This is a genomic window from Proteiniborus sp. (assembly GCF_040308045.1).
In the GTDB taxonomy this organism is placed as follows: Bacteria; Bacillota; Clostridia; order Tissierellales; family Proteiniboraceae; genus Proteiniborus.
Genome location: NZ_JAWRHZ010000039.1, coordinates 1 through 18,679 on the forward strand (window position 1 = coordinate 1; position 18,679 = coordinate 18,679).

Here is an 18,679-nt window from a genome sequence, read left to right on the forward strand (position 1 = left end):
ATTATTATATAAAGCTACTATCTGCTTTTTGAATGGTTCTTCATAATGTTTTGCCATTAAAATTCCTCCCCGTGATAACTATTATTATTATTATTATATCATGTTCGGAATCAGCTTGTCCTATTTAGTATAGCCTATCTAGTGTTTATTTACGACGCATCAATTATATATTGCGATCTAAGTATTATTTAAAGTGTTGGGAGTGCAGCCAGTGGATATGTTTCCGTATACGCCACGTGCAAAATCGCCCCCTAACATCAATTCCATCGACTCGAGCCAAGATAACCATAAATGGATAAAAGGTCTATTTTTTATTCAAAGATTATGTTATTTTATTTTAAATGGAAGATGTTAAAATCGGCTCATCATTATCATTCGGCGGTTATAATTGGCGTATACTTAACATACAAAACAACACTACTTTGATTATAACCGAAGAAATTATAGAACAACGGGTTTACCATGATGCTTATAAAGATATAACATGGGCTGACTGCGCGTTAAGAAAATATCTTAATGGTGAATTTTATGACAAATTCAGTGCAGCTGATAAATCAAGAATCATTCCGGTAATAAATAAAAATCCTGACAATCAGTGGTATGGTTCAAAAGGCGGAGCAGATACACAAGACAGAGTATTTTTATTAAGCATTGAGGAAGTGTGCAAATATTTTGGTGATAGCCTTTAAAAACTGTATAATCGAGGAAAAAATCAAAGATATTGGTTTGAAGGAAAAGATGAAAACAACAGTAAGCGATTGGCAAGACTTCAGGGAAAAGAATGGTGTTGTTGGTGGTGGCTTCGGTCACTCGGCCGTGTTAATGTAAAAGCCGTGTACATCTTCGGGACTGACGGTAATATAGGTATCCAAGGCAACAATATATTGAAAGGCAATATCAGCGATGGCAAATGTACAGGCGGCGTTCGTCCCGTTTTGTGGCTAAGGTTGGAATTGTAAGTCTTGGGCACGATTTAAGTGGTTTGACTATAGTTACAGCACTAAAAATTTGAAAAGAGAAATTTAAAGTGAGCAAATACGAAAATGCGATGAAACTTATGGAGGAACTTTGCGGAAATGGTAAAGAGGAAGTTATTGCACTTGCGACAATATCATTATCCCCGAACGCTGCTGGCAGTCCTAGCCCTGCTGTTCGTATGGTTTGCGCCTATTATGAAGACGGCATATTTTATGTTTCTACGGATGCAAAAAAAAATAAAATACTACAAATTGAGAAGAACAAAGAGGTTTCTGTCGCTGGGTTAGGTTGGTACACTTTTCAGGGCAGGGCTGAAAATCTCGGTTGGGTCAAGGACGAGAAGAATGCAGAAATTAGAGCTAAATTTAAAGAAATCTTTGACTGGTTCGATGAAGTTGGTGATGAGGACAATCCAAACTCAATTGTTTTGCGTATCACCCTCACAGAAGGTGTGATTATTGACAACGCAGAAAAATACGGTGAAAAGAAGTATGAAATTAATTTCATCAACAAAACAGTAAAGTAAAAATGAAATATTACATATAATTTAAAGGGTTAACTACTAACAATTTTAATAAAAGATGGACAACAAACTCGTGTGCATGGAGCAGAGAGGTATGTAGAAATCTTATAAAGGGGAAAGATATTGTCTTCCTCAAGAGGGTTAAATTTTACAATGATTTAATCTTTGACTTATGTAATTCAAAAATCTTATAATCTATATGTACAAATTTATAACTTTGAGGTGATTAGTTAAAATGATCATGTAATCTTATCCAGTTTTTATTATTTACAGTAGTATAAGTAGAGTTGGCATATTCTTTTTGATATAAGGATATGTTATTTTCAGTTGGACTAAACTAGTGTAAGCTTTGGATAGGATTATAATTGTATTATACTTCACTTGTATTTATAGAGTATTTTTATGCTATTCTTGTTTTAGAATAGTTGCTTTGTGCTAACTCTATATAGATGATACCTATAACCTTTCCGAAACTTGACAGTTTGGAAAGGTTTTTTGTTTTATAAAAAAATGAGAGGATGATAATTAGATGAATATAAAGATAAATGAGTATAATTTTCCAAATGAGAAGTCTGGACCAGATAAGAATAAACTATATCCAAATGAAAACCTCAAAACGGTTTGTTATATAAGTAATCTGCCGAAAAGACCAAATGTAGAGATTGGGGAATACACTTATTATAGTGATAGCAAAAAGTCACCTGAGAAATTTTATGATAATATAGAACACCATTATGAATTCCTAGGAGATAAGTTAATTATAGGTAGATTTTGCGCAATAGCAGAGGGTGTTAAGTTTATTATGAACGGAGCAAATCACAGGATGGATGGCATAACAACATATCCTTTTAATATTTTTGGTGGGGGTTGGGAAAGGGTTACTCCAACAATAGAACAACTCCCCTTTAAGGGAGATACTGTGATTGGCAATGATGTCTGGATAGGTCAAAATGTAACTGTTATGCCAGGAGTGAAGGTAGGTGATGGTGCGATTATTGCTGCTAACTCAACAGTAGTAAAAAGTGTTGAACCATATACAATATACGGTGGTAATCCAGCTAAGTTTATCAAGAAACGCTTTAGCGATGAACAAATTGAAATGCTGTTAAAGCTTCAATGGTGGAACTGGGATGAAGAGAAGATATTTAATAATCTTGAAATGCTAACATCAGGACTTGACCAGTGATACCTTTTTCAAAGCCTATTTATCTCTCGATAATGATGTGGAATATTTTAAGTATTGGATTTTTAGAGTTTGCAAAAATCTATATTTAGATTTTCTTAAAAAGAAAAAAGAATATAGTAGTGAAACTGGATTAGAAAATATTCTATTTAGTAATGAGACTCCATTGGATAAGATAATTGAATCAGAAGAAAAAAGGTATTTATATAATCTAGTAATAAATCTCCAGGATTCCTACAGAGAAATTCTTATCCTTTATTATTACTGTGGATTTTCAATTAAGGAGATTAGCATATCAAGAGATATTACAGAAGGTGCTGCAAAGACAATACTCTTTAGAGCAAGAAGAAAACTAAAAATTGTATTGGAGGGAGAAAATGGACTTTAAAGAATTATTAAATCTATATAAAGAAGGCTTAGTTACAGAAGAGGAAAAGCATTATATTGAACGAGAAATAGAAAAGTACGAGACAATAGAAGAGTATCTATCAGAAATTATGGATAAAGAGTTTGAAAATCTAACAAAAATAGCTAAAGCTGAAAACCATGATGAAGAAACTATTAAGCTGAAGAAAAGTGTGAATAACAGATTGAGAAAAGTGATGTTTGCCTCTGTAGCCATAGTAATTTCTTTAGTAATTACGATATTTTTTATAGCCTCACCATTAGTTGATACAATATATTATAATCCTAAAAAAATTACTGTTGGCTATTCAGATAGTGATATCAGTTTTGATGTATATGCTATTTCTGAGTTAAATATGCCTGGCTTAAGTCCTAGTACTGTATTAGTAGATAAGAAGGGATTTGGCGAATACAATGCTATGTACTCTTATAGAAATGTGTTTACTGATGAAAGTTATAATGTTAATCATAGAATAAAGCGTGGTAAAATAGTATCTTCTAATAAAGATCCTATTTTGAACCGGAGTATATTTCTAGATATTAGATATACAGATATCAATGAGACTTATATAGAGGAAAAGAAACAGAATGTTATAAACCATCTTGAAAAGTTAAATCCTGTTTCTTATGTATCAATGGAAATAATATTCGAAAATGATTTAACCATGGAAGAGCTATATAACTTAGAATTGAAGTATCCGGATATTGAATTTGAATGGGCTGGTATAAGAACAGATTCTCCTGATAAGAAAATCAACGAAGTAATAGGGATACAATTAAAAAACAGTAAAAGCGGAACAGCTCTATTAGGTGATGAAAAACATATTAGTGTTAAATATCCTGCATTTTTCATATTGGGTTGGTTGGTAAATCCAGTAGGTTTTGAGAATGATTCACCATTGGAAGCTCAAGCATATAACCATCATTATATAAGCTTACTTGAATATGTGGTTGATCGAGAAGCAGCGGTAAATGTTCTTGAACATAGAACAGGAAAATATGAATTTTATAAATCAGCTTTAGAGTATGCTAAAAATCAAGGGGTAAAGACCTATGGAGTTCTTGTATTTGCCGAAGCCGAGGATTTACTTGAAATGATTCATCAAGAAGGCATAAAGGGATTAAATCTTAACCAGGCATTGGTTTCGAAAAGAAATATTAACTAGGGCACATTACAAAAACTAGGGCTCCACCCCATGGGATAGGTTTCGTTAAATTGTAAACTTTTAGAATCTCAAAATATACAATTATTAGAATTAGTTGTTGCTATTTTTCTTGCTTTCTATTAGGTCCATCTTTCCTTTTAGTCTATATGATGGACCTGTAATTTTGATAATACACGCATGATGAATTAGTCTATCTAAAATTGCATTTCTTTTGATGATACAACGCTCCGTTAACATTTATAATGCTAGTAGCTTGAAGAAGGCTTGCCCTGCTGGTGTTATATGTTTTCTACGATCATATACTAAATTTATTTCTCTTGTTAAATTATAATCTTCAATTTCTAATGTTTTTATAAGACCCGCTTTTACTTCTGTTTCCACAGAAATTTTTGACATAATGGAAATTCCAATACCTTCTATGACTGCATGTTTAATGGCTTCTTGGTTACTTATTATGAGTTTTCTATTGAAAGTAAAGTCTTGCATTTTTTCATCTAAGAACTTATATAATGACGAATTTGAATCTTTTGTAATGAATAGCTCATCTTTAACATCAATTAATTTACAGCTGGATTTATCCGACAATCTGTGATTATTATTTAGTACTAATGCTAACTCATCTGTGCAAAAAGGTTTGGTTATATATTTATTTTGATCTATATCTACATAATGAGATAAAAATATAAATTCTATTTCATGCTTTTCTAGCATCGAAAAAAGTTTTTTAGACGATTGTATAACCATATTTATATTTATTTTAGGATATAGCGTTTGAAACCTCTTTATAAGTTTAGGAATAATATACACACCTATAAAGTTAGTAGCACCAAAAAACAGGGTACCTTCGTTGAGATTTTCAATCTGTCTAATATGCTCCTTTGAATTCTCGTATAATCTCACAATTTCCTCAGCATATTGTATAAAGTGTTCACCTTGTATTGTTAGGGAAATCCTATTTCTAATTCTATTAATAAGAGGGACTTGCAATTCGTTTTCAAGACTTTCTATTTGCTTACTTATGGCTGGTTGAGAGCAATACAAGATATCTGCAGTCTTAGAAAAACTTTTACATTCAGCAAGGATTAAAAATGACTTTAACTTGACTATATCCATAGATACATCACCTACATACTTTTTTTCTTAATTATAACATATCGTTATAGATATTCAAACTAAATAGAATTGTGTTATATATATATACGGAATATAATAAAATTAAAGTTTAATAAAGAGAGGTTAGGTGAAGGTGAATATGGACAAAGGTAAAACACTAAAGAAAAGCAAAAAGAATGGAAAAGGAGCAACGATAGGCGGAATTATAGCAATACTTTTATTTATTGTCATAATGAGTATGCCAACTCCAGAGGGCATGACAATAGAAGGAAAGAAAAGTCTTGCAATATTTACATTTGCACTTATAATGTGGGTGTCAAGACCGATACCTATATATCAAACCTCAATTATAAGTATTTTATTATTGCCCCTTATAGGAGCAGTAAAAGATCAAGAAATAGCATTCGGTACATTGGGATTTGATATTATTTGGCTAATGGTAGCAGCGTTTGTATTGACATCAGCAATTAACGAAACAAATTTAGGAAAGCGTTTGGCTCTTACTTTAGTGACAAAACTTGGTAGAACTCCTAAAGGGACATTGGTAGCACTAATACTTACAAATTTTGTAGTAGCATTTTTTGTACCATCTACAACTGCAAGAGCAGCACTATTGGTACCAATAGTAACTGTACTCTTAGAAGTATATAAACAAATTCCTGGAAAAAGTAAATTCGGAAAGCTCATGACACTTCAAGGAGTTCAAAACAATGCATTTGCTACATCTATGGTAATTACTGCTACATCAGCACAAGTACTAGCTCTAGGGTTTATTAATGAGATGACTGGCTCAAGTTTAGGATACATGGAATGGTTACTAGGATCTTTACCACAGGCAGTAATAACATCTTTATTAGTGTTCATTATAGGTTACAAACTTTATAAAGTAGAAGATGAGTTAAAAGGATCATCAGAATCTAATAGCATACTAAAAAAACAATTAGATGATCTTGGACCTATATCAGCATTAGAAAAAAGGGCTGCGGCAATATTTGTAATTACCCTTCTTTTATGGGCTACTGGAAATTATCACGAACAATGGTTTGGTTTTGAAATAAGCACAGAGCAGACAGCTGTTTTGAGTATGCTACTTTGTTTACTACCAAAGATTGGAGTAATAGAATGGAAGAAAGCAGATATAAAGTGGGACCTAATGATATTTTCAGCAGGTGCATATGCTGTAGGGAATGCATTTAATGATTCAGGTGGAGCAAGTTATATAATAGGAGGTCTAGTAAGTGCATTAGGATTGGAAACTATGAATCATGGATTAGTAGCAGTAATACTTATATTTACCTCAATATTTAGTCATTTAATATTTACAAGTAAAACTGTACGTACAACAATATTGATACCAACTATAGTTACATTGGCTCAAACATTGGGTATGGACCCAGTACCAATAGCCATGGCGTGTTCTTTTGGAATATCCTATACTATCACATTACCACCACATTCAAAAGTAAATACACTATACTTTGGTACAGGTTATTTTGATGTATCAGACCAACTAAAACTTGGACTTTTAGCTTGTTTGATAGCATCTATAACTATATCCCTTATGTACTTTACTTGGCTACAAGTAATATTTTAAAATAAGGTAATAACTGGAGATGAAATCATGAAAAGAAAAGTAATATTAGCAATAGCAGATGGAATTGGGGATAGACCTTGTAAAGAATTAGGTGATATGACACCTTTAGAATATGCAAAAACTCCTAATTTAGATAAATTAGCTAAGACAGGTGCAACTGGTATTATGGATTTATTAGGGCCAGGGGTACCAGTTGGAACCGACCTAGGACATATGATTTTATTTGGCTATGGTTTAGAAGATTATCCAGGAAGAGGACCTATAGAAGCATCTGGAGCGGGATTGACGCTAGAGCCTGGGGATGTAGCTTTTAGATGCAATTTCGCAACAGTAGATGAAGAGTTCAATGTGGTAGATAGAAGAGCAGGACGTATTAGAGAAAATACTCATATATTAGCAGATTCAATTAATGGTATTGAAATAGATGGGATAAAAATATTGTTTAAAGAAGCCACAGAACATAGAGCAGTACTAATATTGAGAGGTCAAGACCTTAGTGAAAATATAACTGATTCAGATCCTAAAATAATTGATGGAAAAACAAAATATAAAAAAGTTCAATCAACTGATGGAAGTAAAGAATCTATGCATACTGCAAATGTTCTGAATAAATTTTTACTAAAAGCGAATGAAATATTAAAAAAACATGAAATTAACAAGGATAGGGAAGTCAAAGGAAAACTACCAGCAAACTTTATCCTCACAAGGGGAGCTGGCATGATGCCGAATATGAGAAAGATAACTGAAGAATTAAGATTCAAAGCCTCATGTGTTGCGGCAGAAGGAACAGTTTTAGGAGTTGCTAGATTAGCCGGATTTAGTACAGCTACAGATATAAAAATGACTGGGAATTTAGATACAAATGTAAAACTTAAAGCAAAAAAGGTAGTTGAGGAGTTGCAAAATAATGATTTTGTAGTAGTCAATTTAAAAGCACCAGATATAATGGGCCACGATGATAATCCGAAGGGAAAAGTAGAGGCTATAGAATTGTTTGACAAGCTTATAGAAAATATATTAAGTTATAACTTAAATGATACAATTATAGCTGTTGCAGCAGATCATTCAACACCATGTGAAAGAAGAGAGCATAGTGGGGATCCAGTACCTGTATTAATAAACGGCCCTGGAGTTAGAAGAGATAGAATAGAAAAATATAGCGAAATTGATTGTAGTCACGGTGGGCTGGGCAGAATAAAAGGTTGTGAATTTATATGGACATTATATGACTATTTAGAAAGAACTAAAAAGCGAGGAAACTAGATAAGTTTCAATTGATATTATAATTTAAATTATCTTATTAAACAATTAGAACCTAAGGATTATTTCCTTAGGTTCTAATTGTTTAGGCTCTATGTCAATAGTGGGTAGAAGATTAGGATTTTTACAATTTCGTATTAGTATCGTTTCATCATCTCAACTTACGTTGAGGTCGTAATACTGCTTGTGAAGGAGTATTACGACTGAGGAAGCAGATGAATGTCTCATGCAAGGCTTGTCCAATTCAGATTATGTAATATAAAAAATATAGTATCATAGGATTCATATCAATTTATTTTGCTATTGAAACCAAAGTATTTTATTACATAATTAACGATTCAAAAAATTTCCATTATAATAAATTTAATTTATGCTTAGTAGTATAATAATGTTATCATATATAAGGGGGGCTAATAGTGGGTAAAAAAAATATGAAACAATTTATATTATATGCTATTATTGGTGCTTCAAATTTTTTATTAGACCTTATCATATTAAATACACTTTGGAAGATCACTGGTGTATATAGCGGTTACATAAATTTTTTGTTTAAAGGTATTTCTTTTTTAGCTTATTCTGCTAATGGATACTACTGGAATAAAAAATATACATTTAAAACAGAAGGCTCCTATATAAAATTCACCTCTGTTATAGGTGCAGCAGCTATAGTTAATGCTTTTATACTTTCTAACCTATCTTTTTATAACTTACTAGGTATATCACAGGTTTTATGGTCCAATATATCAGCTTTAACAGGCTCTATTATTACAGGAATAGCAAGCTTTTTAATAAATAAATTTATTGTTTTTAAATGCAATTAAAAGTATTTCCTCAAGAAGCCTTAGCTAATCATCTAGGAATTTCGATCAGAATTCCTATACCTACTCCATTTATTGCTGGTTTAGGAGTAATCGGCTTTATATTGGGTATTGTGTCATTTGCAAAAAACAAAGACAGGTCAATACTTACAATTTTGTCTATCCTTGCTGGATTACTGATTATATTTTAGATAGCGGCAGAAATAGCGTTTCCACATTAGATATTGTCTGGTGCTAGGAAACATAGTAAGGAATGAACTTACTTGTAATATTCGGAAGCATCGCATCTAGAAATCTGCCCATAGATTACCCTTGATGCCAGCTGAGCTTTTCCACTGGCTGGAGATTATGTTTCTTGGCGCAAACATCGACGCAATTGCCACAGCAGAGTGTTTTGAAATCCCTGTTTTTTTAGGGGTTAGGAGGTATAATAAATTATATGATGATAGATTATTTCCAAGTAACTCACTATGTGTTTTAATTTTGAATACAGATAAAGCATTAAGGAGGTAACGGCTTGGCACAGCAGTATACCAGAAAAATGATTCGTGAGTCATTCATCAAGATGCTAAATGAGCGTCCACTTACAAAAATTACAGTTAAGGATATTGCTACGGCATGTGAGATTAACAGAAATACTTTTTATTATTACTACACCGATGTATATGCAGTTCTGTCAGAGCTTTTCCAAACAGAACTTCAGACAGTCATTGACGAATATAATGATACACTCTCTTGGGAGGAGAGCTTTATTGCGGCTGCTAAGTTTGCTTTAGAAAACAAAACAGCTATTAATCATGTATATAATTCCATGCAGAGAGAGGAATTAGAAAACTATATATACAATGTATCAGGAAATGTCATGATTCGGTATGTTGAAAAAGTAAGCGACGGTATCCCCGCCTCTTTGGGAGACAAAAAACTGATTGCTTCCTTTTATCAGTGTGCCCTCACTGAAATGGTCCTACGCTGGGTTGCTTCCGGAATGAAGGAAGACTCTGATACTATCATCAGGCGAATCGGGCAGCTCTTTGATGGAAACATTGAATTATCCCTTAAACGAAGTGCTGGATTAAGAGATGTCCAGTAAAAAACAATGAGAGATTCCTTTTTTATCAGGCAATATAATATCAATGCTTAAAAATTAAGCAAATTAACTGCGGTGTTCGAATTTTGAACACCGCAGTTTGTTTATCTAATGTAAAAGGCATAAAAAAGCTATATTATAAGTTTAAACAACATAAAATAATTTGATTTAGAGGACTATTAAAAATTAAGAAAGAGGGAGATTAAATGAAATTAAAAACACATGATGATAGGCTTACACTTACAAATGGAAATTACCACTCTTTAGTAAATTCAAGAAAGCCAACAGGAATTGAAGACAAAAAAGCTTATTTAGTTGGAACTGGAATTGCTTCATTAGCTGCTGGATGTTTTTTGATTCGTGATGCACACATGGATGGAAGCAAGATTGCTTTTTTAGAGCAATTAGATATTCCTGGAGGATCTTTGGATGGTCAAATTCGCCAAAATGTAGGTTATGTGGCACGTGGTGGACGTGAACAAGGGCATCATTTTGAAGTTTTATGGGATTTATTTAGTTCCTTACCATCTACAGAAGATCCTAATATGACTGTACTAGATCATTTTTATTATACAAATCATGATGACCCAAACTTTAGCAACTGTCGTATTACTGAAAACCAAGGTGTACGCTATGACAATGGAAAATTCAATTTAGGTCAAGACTTGGCAAAAGAAATAGCTGCTTTTACAATGATGACAGATGAAGAGCTTCAAAACAAATCTATTGAAGATATTTTTTCTGAAGAACTTTTAAACACTGATTTCTGGACAATATGGAGAACAATGTTTGCTTTTGAGAACTGGCATAGTGCTTTAGAGATGAAATTATATATGAATCGTTTCATTCATCACGTTGACGGTTTAACAAATCTTTCTGCACTACAATTTTCACGCCATGATCAATACACTTCATTTGTAAAACCTATGGTTAAATATTTGGAAGATCATGGTGCTAAATTTGAATATGGAGTCACTGTTGATAATGTTGAATTCTCAATTTCAGATGATAAAAAAGTTGCAAAGAAAATAGTTGCAAGGGATAAAAATGGAAATGACATTTCTATTGACTTAACAGAAAATGATTTGATATTTATCACTAATGGTTCTATGACTGAAGGTTCTGGATATGGTGATGACAATACTCCAGCTCCATTTAACAAGGAGGCAAAAGGATGTTGGACTTTGTGGAGAAATATAGCGGCTCAATGTGATGAGTTTGGAAATCCAGATAAATTCTGTACAGATCCTGAAAAATCTAATTGGGAGTCTTGTACAGTAACTTGTCATGATGAACGTGTTCCTGAATATATTGAAAAGATTACAAAACGTTCCCCATATACTGGACACACTGTAACGGGTGGTATAGTTACTGCAGTTGACTCTTCATGGTTAATGAGTTGGACCATAAATCGTCAAGAACAATATTATGGTCAGCCTGAAAAAGATGTTGTTGTTTGGGTATATGGTTTATTTACTGATGTTCCTGGAGACTATATTAAGAAATCTATGAGAGATTGTACTGGCAAGGAAATTACAAAAGAATGGTTATATCATATAGGAGTTCCTACAGATAAAATAGAAGAATTAGCAGAAAGCTGTACTGCAGTTCCTGTTATGATGCCATTTATCACATCTCAATTTATGCCTCGTGAATTTGGAGATCGTCCTTATGTTGTACCAAAGAACGCAGTAAACTTTGCTTTCCTTGGACAATATGCTGAAACATTAGATGATCCAGGACGTGATACTGTATTTACTATTGAATACTCAGGACGTACAGCTATGGAAGCAGTATATGTTTTAACTGGAGTTGAAAAAGGAGTTCCTGAAGTATATGCTTCCAGATATGATATCCGCTATTTGTTAAATGCAGGTGTATGTTTATTAGATGGAGAAAAACCAGAAATTGATTTGCCACCACTAGTTAGACGTAAAATTGAAAAACAAGTAGCTGGAACAGAGATTGAAAAGCTATTGAAAGAATATAAAATCATTTAATGATGTCTAGAATTAAATAATATGATTAAAATCCCGAATTTGAAAAATCGGGATTTTAATTTATATTGATAATATAATAGAACACTATATAAAGGAAAAAAATTCCATGAAAGGACAAAACAAAAATCTTAATCAAGCTTGTATTCCCTCTATAGAAGAAATGCAAAGTTGGTATAAAGATGATTTGCGTAAGGAAGCTTTAAAATCATTAGGATGTGAAAACAGCAAAAAAATAGAAGAACAAGGGTCATTTTTTAAAGCTTTTAGAAGATTTGAAGAAAGGAACGATAAAATCACTTTTGATCCTAAAAAAGATAATATTTATTATGAAAAATATAAAGCTTATGTAGAAGAAGAAACAGCAAATATGGGCAAGAGAATACAGGAAATTGAAAATTTAATCCAATACGAAAAGTTCTTCCTCAGATTCGAAAGGAGAATGAGTAGCCAGAATAGTAATTACAGCCACTATGGGAGTAATTCAGCTACAAGATACCGTGTTGATCGTATAGAAAAATTGGAGAAAGAGTTAAAGACAGTCCTAAAAAGCTCTCCTGAAGCATGGGAATTTTATTATAAGCGTCAATTAATAAGCGATATAGAAACCCAACACCAACAACGTTTGATAACTGTCCCCTATGTAGTCAAAGCAAAACAAAAAGTAATAGATTCGTTGAATATGGGCGTTCCCGTATATATTGTAGGACATTTAGGAAGTGGGAAAACACAATTAGCAATCGAAGCAGCTGTGGATTTTTCTATTCAAAATAGAACACAAAGAGAATTAGAAGACAAAATGGAGGATTGGTTTTCTGCCAATCCAAATGCGACAGAAAAAGATGCTATTGAGAAATTTAGAGATCTTAATGAGGAAAGAAAGCTCTACTATAAAAATATTTTAACTAATGGAAGTAAAGAGGAAATAGAATCTTTACAGCCACTATTTATATCTGGTTCACATAATTTAACTTACGAAGATATGTTTGTAGAGAAAACTTTGTCACTGAAACACAGTTTCTCTCGAGGTTCTTTTGCGGATTATCTGAATATGATTATAGGAGATTTTTATAAGTGGATGGATGAGCACAAAGGGAGACTAGAGCAGATGACTGATGAGGAGCAGTTGCAGCTTAAGATTCAAATATGGAAAAGTTTTTCTGATTTATTAGTAGCAAGTAATAGCGCTTTTGGTACTGAAATCAAAAAAATAGAAAGAGAAATTTTGATTGCGGTAAGGGAAGGTCGCCCTGTAATCGTAGACGAATTAAATACAATTGCCATGCAAAATTTAATTGCTTTGAATGATATTTTGCAGCGTCACGCTGGGAGTACAGCTTACATTACAGGAGTTGGCCCTGTTTTGATTAAACCTGGATTTGGATTTATTGGCACAGGAAATCTATCAACTCAAATGCCAATTATGAAGGAACAAATGAACTAAATCCTGCCTTTAAATCACGTTTTGTAACCATTGAATACAATTATGTACCTCAAAACATAACTGGTTCCTTAGAAGACCAAGAGTTTCCTGAAAAAAATGAACTTTTTAGAATAATAATAACACGATTAGCTGATAAAAATGGTAATATTCATATTCCCGATTCCAAAAGGACATTAGAAGAACTGTTTCGCTTTTCTCAGTTGTGTAGGGTTACTCAGAATGTTTTTATGGGTAAGTGGAGAGATAGTGAAGTTCAAAACGGTTTTGGAACAGATGAACTAGAGCTCCGAGAATCAGTGTTATCAATCCGAAATATTTTACACGTTTTAGATAACTGGAATCAAGGTGAAGAAAAAGACTTAAGCAAAGCTTTGTGGGATGGTTTTATTACTTCAATCACATATCCTGACGACCAAAACTATATTCTCTCACAGGCAGTACGTTTTGGATTTTTTCCTATAAGTGAAGGATGGGAAATTGAGACTAAAGGTATAGGGGAAGTAACGACAACATATGATGAGATTCGAACACGTACATATCATTATGTTCGTCAATCAATAGAAGCTTTAAGCTATTTAGATGTGGTTCATCTGATATTTGGGAAAGGAGTCCCAAGAAAAGCTTTACCAAAGGGACTAAAAGAATTTTTTGGAGATGATATTGATGATTCATCAAGAATTGATGCCAAAAAATATCAAAAGTTAGACCAGCAATTATCTCATTTAGAGCATTCAAAAGAACTACTTGAATACTTAGAAGATAATGGAGGAAAAAATGAAAGTTAATTTATCAGTTGATGAGAAAGATTTCAAGAGCCAAGTTAAAGTTTTAAGAAAAAAGCTGAATGAATGCCTGACAAATGGGATCTTATATGATGATTTTGAAGAACAATTAAACAAACTTTCAAAAATTGAAGAAACACTATTAGCTGGCTTAATCCCGTATTATCGAGTTTATGCAAATAATATCAAAAAGACTTCGATGCAGATAAAACCCATAAAACAATTGGGTGCTTTTAGTTTTGATAGTTTCTTACAAACTACATTGATGATTAATGAAAAGCTTTTTATTACAAGTAGTATAGATGGAAAAGTTCAATTTTTTTATATAGATGTTCCAGATGACTTTTCTGAGCATAATCAACTTGAAGTAGAGTGGAGCCATCCTATTAAAGAAATAAAAGAGAGAATTTCATTTATATATAAGTTGAACGATAAAGTAATTTTGCTTTTTGGAGTCAGAGGTGGATGCTATCTACTTTCAAGTGATAATTTTGATAAAATACCTGATGTCAATGGGCAGATTAAAGTTAGAATGATTCAAACAGATCATGGGCTTAAAGGATTTGGAAGATGTCTAGCAATTAACGATGGTTTATTTGTAGTGGAAAATGAAGACGAAAAGTTATATTTATTTGAAGTAGTAAAAGAAGAAAATAAGTATCGTTTAGTTTTTCATAAAGATATATGCTGCACTATTCCAGATTGGACTGCATTAGAAAGAATAAATAATGACTATTTTGTAGTTGGAACAAAGATGGGGAAATTATATTTTATCAAATATGAGAATAGACGACTTACTATTACAGAAAAAAAAGATTTTTCAAATGATGAAATAAGACAAATTAGGTGCTTAGAAGATGAAGATAGCAATAAAAATTCCCTTATAGTGATAGGAAATAAAGGGCAGCTCAAGGTACTTTCTTTACTCGAAGATGTAAAAATCAGAAAAACCAAAATGAATGATTTTAAAGGTAATTTATTTGAGGTTCAATCTAAGCAGGGTACAGCTGTAGTTTTAAGCGAAGATGGAATCATATACTTACTTGAAGAGAATTTTGGAAATTGGTATCTAAATGAAGAGGCAACGATTAAAGAAGTTTTTTTTACAAATGTCTATAAATTAGGTATTTCAAAATATTTGCTTATGGACATAGAAGGTAAATTAAATTTGTTAGACATTGATAGAATTGATACACCAAAAGACTTGTGGGATTTGCCACTGTATCAATAGGAGGGATGAGTGTGTTTGACTTCGATGAACAAACTCTAATTGAAGAATCTAAAAAACATTTGGAAGAATTTTTACAAAAAGAACAACGCTCATTAGTCACATTTACTGGAGATTCTAGTTTGATGTATATTCCCGATTCTAGACTAGAAAGATTTTTATTAGATCCTTCCAAGGGAGTTTTGTACTTGCCATTAGAAAGCTTTTTAGATAGAAAATTAGATGACAATCAAATCATGTGGCATATCTACTATGAGCTAGCCTTATACTCTGACTGGAAAAAGCAAACTAAAAAATATTTGTTTAGAAGAAAAGACTGGCAGAAAGAAATTGATCACATGACAAGCTATATTCTAGCTAGGATAAAAATAGAAGGACTAGAAAAAGACAACGCATATCAACCCAAAGTTATTTCTAATTATGTAAGAAAAGAAATTCTTGATATGCTACATCTATTGGATAAGTACACATCATTTCTAAGAGTTTTGCAGATGTGTCCAATATATAGAGATGAAGAAAACTTCAGAGGAATTGTTTCATATATGAAACAGACAGGAAAGACTATCGGATCAATTTCTCAAATGCCTAGACATAGAGCTTTTGTTAACAGTTTTTTAATTATAGAATTATATAAGAAAGAGCCTATAATAGAAGGATGTGCTGAAAATCCATTTGATAGAAAAATTTTTAATCAGCCTTTTTTTGACTTTGTCCATCATCAATTAGTTAGACAGATAAATAATGAACAAGGAATTATAGAAAGAGATTCACTTACTCGTTCTTTTATTTTCCCAGTTTTTGAAGAATTATGGGAAAAAGAAATTGATGAAATGATGTTTCATAGATCAAAAGGACAGAAAAGAGAGAACATAAAGAGAGATAAAAATCCTTTTGAACAGTCTAAAGCAGATGAGTTACCAGATTCGCTAGAATCTACACAGGAAGAAGTGGAAAAGATTCTAGAAGAAATGGTAGAACAACAAGACAAAACAATTGAAAGTATACAAAATACTATGCAAGGCAAGTTGGATTTAACCTCCTATGGGATTAACCAAACAGACCAACAATTATTTCAATTTTATTCTAATAAGATGAAATCGGAAAGAGATCAAATGCGTCAATTTTGGAAAAAGTTAATAGGAGATGCAAAAAAAGAAATAAGTGTAAAAAGAGGTGGACAAGTAAAGGGAAAACTAGATGTGGATAGCCTTATTAACTCTTATCCGGATTTTGTAGAAGCTGAAAAAAAGAGAACCTATAAAAACCTTCGAATTTTTAATAGATACCTCCTAGAGCCCCAAACAGATATATTGCCTGAAAGAATAGAGATTTCTTTTGTGATAGACAATTCAGGTTCAATGAATGCATCAAAAATCGAAGCTGCAAGGAAAGCTTTGGCTGTGACTTTGTTGTCAATAGATGATTTCAATCGATATTTGAAAAGCAATGCAGAACATTTGAATCAAAAAGTAGAAGTTTTAAGCGAAACTTGGTTTTTTGGCAGTAAGTTTTATAATGTTAAAGAATTTAACTATAAAAGTATGAAAGAAAAAGAAAAAAGCGATATTATTCGCTCAATTGTAAAGCTTGATGCAACAGATGGAGCAACTGATGATTCAAGCTGTCTTAGGGAAATATTAGGTAGTATTACTTCTATACAAGAAAGTGAAATAAAAAAAGGAAAACAAGTAAAAATAATCTTCGAAATTACAGATGGTGCATCAAGTTTTCCAGGATCAGCAAAAGAAGCTATACAAGAATTATTATCTAAAAACGTTGAAATTTATGGATTTCAAATAGGAAAAAGCAACGAAACAAATGAAAAATTCTTTAACTTTGTATGGAATGAAGGATACAAACAGCCACACGGAGTAATGATTGGTGAACAAGTAGAAAAACTACCAAAAGAACTGCTAAAAGCAGTAGGGAAAAATATGCAGTCTATTTTTAATAATTAGTTTACATGTTGAAAAGATATGTCAAAACTATTTTTGGATTAGGTATATTTTAAGAAATTCATCTAAGACCAAGGGAGGACTAGGCTTGACGGAGATATTTTTCTAGTAGTAAAATTAATGTTATAATATATGTTATATGTAAATTGACTCTAAGAAGGATTAAGATTCTAACTTTGATAAAGTGAAATTTCTTGTAAAAACAAATAGGAAAATTGATAATATTAAAAGAAGGTGAAGATATGGCTTTTACTTTAGCTCATCCAGCAGCAGTAATTAATTTCACAAAAAAAACTAGATCATTTATAAATAATGCTGCCATGATTCTAGGAACTATGGCGCCAGATTATGAATACTTTATATATTTTAAGCCTATAGGAGTGATTGGCCATAGTATAAAAGGATTTTTATTAATAAATTTACCTTTAGTGATTTTATTATATTTAATTTTTTATAAAGTTATAAAAAATGACCTTATTTCAAATTTACCTAGGGGAATAAATCAACACTTATATGTACTATACAATGATGAAATAAAATTAACTAGTCTTAAGGAGTTTATTATTTTTTCATATTCATCATTTATAGGAATGGTAACCCATGTAGTATGGGACAGTTTTACCCATAAAAGCGGGTATGTTGTAAATAGAATAGATGTATTATCTAATAATATATTTAATATACCAATATATAAATATCTACAACATGGATCTACTATGTTAGGTTTCATGATTATAGTTGTATATATATTTAAGTCAGAAAAAGCGGAAGTTTTTAATTACAATATAAATGGGAAAATAAAATATTGGCTACAGGTCTTATCAATTAGTATTCTAATATTTTTTATAGTCTTAAAAATAAAGAAAAGTTTTTCTATTGGTGAAATAGTAATAGCTATTATGAACAGTGGAATTTTATCGGTATTGTTAATATCATTTATTAGAATTATAAAGACTAAATATATAAAAAATGCTATTTCTTAATGCATGAAATAAGTTTCTGATTATTTATAGCAAATATGTAAGTTTAATAAGATAAAATTTTAAGATAAATTTAATTTGTGTTTTATAGAAGAGTTGAAAACAGATGGAAATAAAATAGAATTAAAGCAAAAAAGAGAAGAACTTCAAGCCAATCGGTTCAAAA

15 protein-coding genes and 2 pseudogenes are annotated in these 18,679 nt (G+C 31.8%); 15 read left to right on the forward strand and 2 right to left on the reverse strand.

Features of this window, described 5'->3' with window-relative positions:
• Positions 1–341: 341 nt before the first annotated feature.
• The 5 genes and pseudogenes from ABV008_RS07380 to ABV008_RS07400 all read left to right on the forward strand — a co-directional run bounded on the left by ABV008_RS07380 (position 342) and on the right by ABV008_RS07400 (position 4,255).
• Positions 342–959: pseudogene (locus ABV008_RS07380) on the forward strand (DUF6273 domain-containing protein).
• Between the two features lie 68 nt (positions 960–1,027).
• Positions 1,028–1,504 carry a pyridoxamine 5'-phosphate oxidase family protein gene (locus ABV008_RS07385; RefSeq protein ID WP_352419182.1) on the forward strand — a complete coding sequence of 159 codons (477 nt, stop codon included), beginning with the start codon at positions 1,028–1,030 and terminating at the stop codon, positions 1,502–1,504.
• A 526-nt stretch (positions 1,505–2,030) separates the two neighbouring features.
• Positions 2,031–2,687: a Vat family streptogramin A O-acetyltransferase gene (locus ABV008_RS07390; RefSeq protein WP_352419183.1), complete on the forward strand. Its 657-nt coding sequence runs from the start codon at positions 2,031–2,033 to the stop codon at positions 2,685–2,687.
• Between the two features lie 37 nt (positions 2,688–2,724).
• Entirely contained in the window at positions 2,725–3,072 is a 348-nt protein-coding gene (locus tag ABV008_RS07395; protein WP_352419184.1) for an RNA polymerase sigma factor, read from the forward strand.
• Positions 3,062–4,255: an anti sigma factor C-terminal domain-containing protein gene (locus ABV008_RS07400; RefSeq protein WP_352419185.1), complete on the forward strand. Its 1,194-nt coding sequence runs from the start codon at positions 3,062–3,064 to the stop codon at positions 4,253–4,255. Before ABV008_RS07395 ends, ABV008_RS07400 begins: the two co-directional genes overlap by 11 nt.
• 90 nt (positions 4,256–4,345) lie before the next feature.
• Here ABV008_RS07400 and ABV008_RS07405 read toward each other — a convergent pair whose 3' ends face one another.
• Both ABV008_RS07405 and ABV008_RS07410 read right to left on the reverse strand, forming a co-directional pair.
• On the reverse strand, positions 4,346–4,492 hold the full coding sequence (locus tag ABV008_RS07405; RefSeq protein ID WP_352419186.1) for an ATP-binding protein: 147 nt from the start codon (positions 4,490–4,492) through the stop codon (positions 4,346–4,348).
• Positions 4,493–5,368 (reverse strand): LysR substrate-binding domain-containing protein, encoded by an 876-nt coding sequence (locus ABV008_RS07410; RefSeq protein WP_352419187.1) that lies wholly within the window; start codon positions 5,366–5,368, stop codon positions 4,493–4,495.
• A gap of 139 nt (positions 5,369–5,507) precedes the next feature.
• Here ABV008_RS07410 and ABV008_RS07415 point away from each other — a divergent pair, with 139 nt between their 5' ends.
• The 10 genes and pseudogenes from ABV008_RS07415 (at position 5,508) to ABV008_RS07460 (ending at position 18,516) form a co-directional block, all read left to right on the forward strand.
• Positions 5,508–6,962, forward strand: a complete 1,455-nt coding sequence (locus tag ABV008_RS07415; protein ID WP_352419188.1) for an SLC13 family permease — start codon at positions 5,508–5,510, stop codon at positions 6,960–6,962.
• Positions 6,963–6,989: 27 nt separating this feature from the next.
• Entirely contained in the window at positions 6,990–8,225 is a 1,236-nt protein-coding gene (locus ABV008_RS07420) for a 2,3-bisphosphoglycerate-independent phosphoglycerate mutase (protein WP_352419189.1), read from the forward strand.
• A 413-nt stretch (positions 8,226–8,638) separates the two neighbouring features.
• A complete protein-coding gene (locus ABV008_RS07425) occupies positions 8,639–9,043 on the forward strand; it encodes a GtrA family protein (protein ID WP_502929757.1) in 405 nt (134 codons plus the stop codon).
• Positions 9,034–9,231: a hypothetical protein gene (locus ABV008_RS07430; protein ID WP_352419190.1), complete on the forward strand. Its 198-nt coding sequence runs from the start codon at positions 9,034–9,036 to the stop codon at positions 9,229–9,231. The genes ABV008_RS07425 and ABV008_RS07430 overlap by 10 nt, the downstream gene beginning before the upstream one ends.
• A gap of 326 nt (positions 9,232–9,557) precedes the next feature.
• Positions 9,558–10,130, forward strand: a complete 573-nt coding sequence (locus tag ABV008_RS07435) for a TetR/AcrR family transcriptional regulator C-terminal domain-containing protein (RefSeq protein ID WP_352419191.1) — start codon at positions 9,558–9,560, stop codon at positions 10,128–10,130.
• A 203-nt stretch (positions 10,131–10,333) separates the two neighbouring features.
• The gene (locus ABV008_RS07440; RefSeq protein WP_352419192.1) at positions 10,334–12,127 is read left to right on the forward strand and encodes an oleate hydratase; all 1,794 of its coding nucleotides are present in this window, start codon (positions 10,334–10,336) and stop codon (positions 12,125–12,127) included.
• 106 nt (positions 12,128–12,233) lie between these two features.
• Positions 12,234–14,353, forward strand: a pseudogene (locus ABV008_RS07445) (P-loop NTPase family protein).
• Positions 14,343–15,581, forward strand: coding sequence for a hypothetical protein (locus tag ABV008_RS07450; RefSeq protein ID WP_352419193.1), 1,239 nt, complete (start codon positions 14,343–14,345; stop codon positions 15,579–15,581). The pseudogene ABV008_RS07445 and the gene ABV008_RS07450 overlap by 11 nt, the downstream one beginning before the upstream one ends.
• A gap of 11 nt (positions 15,582–15,592) precedes the next feature.
• Positions 15,593–17,536: a vWA domain-containing protein gene (locus ABV008_RS07455; RefSeq protein WP_352419194.1), complete on the forward strand. Its 1,944-nt coding sequence runs from the start codon at positions 15,593–15,595 to the stop codon at positions 17,534–17,536.
• 239 nt (positions 17,537–17,775) lie between these two features.
• Positions 17,776–18,516 carry a DUF4184 family protein gene (locus ABV008_RS07460; protein WP_352419195.1) on the forward strand — a complete coding sequence of 247 codons (741 nt, stop codon included), beginning with the start codon at positions 17,776–17,778 and terminating at the stop codon, positions 18,514–18,516.
• The last annotated feature ends 163 nt before the right edge of the window (positions 18,517–18,679 follow it).

Bases quoted from the DNA above. Each gene is read 5' to 3' on its own strand.
- ABV008_RS07400 (WP_352419185.1), top strand. From the start codon at position 3,062: ATGGACTTTAAAGAATTATTAAATCTATATAAAGAAGGCTTAGTTACA.
- ABV008_RS07450 (WP_352419193.1), top strand. From the start codon at position 14,343: ATGAAAGTTAATTTATCAGTTGATGAGAAAGATTTCAAGAGCCAAGTT.
- ABV008_RS07415 (WP_352419188.1), top strand. From the start codon at position 5,508: ATGGACAAAGGTAAAACACTAAAGAAAAGCAAAAAGAATGGAAAAGGA.
- ABV008_RS07460 (WP_352419195.1), top strand. From the start codon at position 17,776: ATGGCTTTTACTTTAGCTCATCCAGCAGCAGTAATTAATTTCACAAAA.
- ABV008_RS07430 (WP_352419190.1), top strand. From the start codon at position 9,034: ATGCAATTAAAAGTATTTCCTCAAGAAGCCTTAGCTAATCATCTAGGA.
- ABV008_RS07410 (WP_352419187.1), bottom strand. From the start codon at position 5,368: ATGGATATAGTCAAGTTAAAGTCATTTTTAATCCTTGCTGAATGTAAA.
- ABV008_RS07440 (WP_352419192.1), top strand. From the start codon at position 10,334: ATGAAATTAAAAACACATGATGATAGGCTTACACTTACAAATGGAAAT.
- ABV008_RS07405 (WP_352419186.1), bottom strand. From the start codon at position 4,492: ATGTTAACGGAGCGTTGTATCATCAAAAGAAATGCAATTTTAGATAGA.
- ABV008_RS07390 (WP_352419183.1), top strand. From the start codon at position 2,031: ATGAATATAAAGATAAATGAGTATAATTTTCCAAATGAGAAGTCTGGA.
- ABV008_RS07420 (WP_352419189.1), top strand. From the start codon at position 6,990: ATGAAAAGAAAAGTAATATTAGCAATAGCAGATGGAATTGGGGATAGA.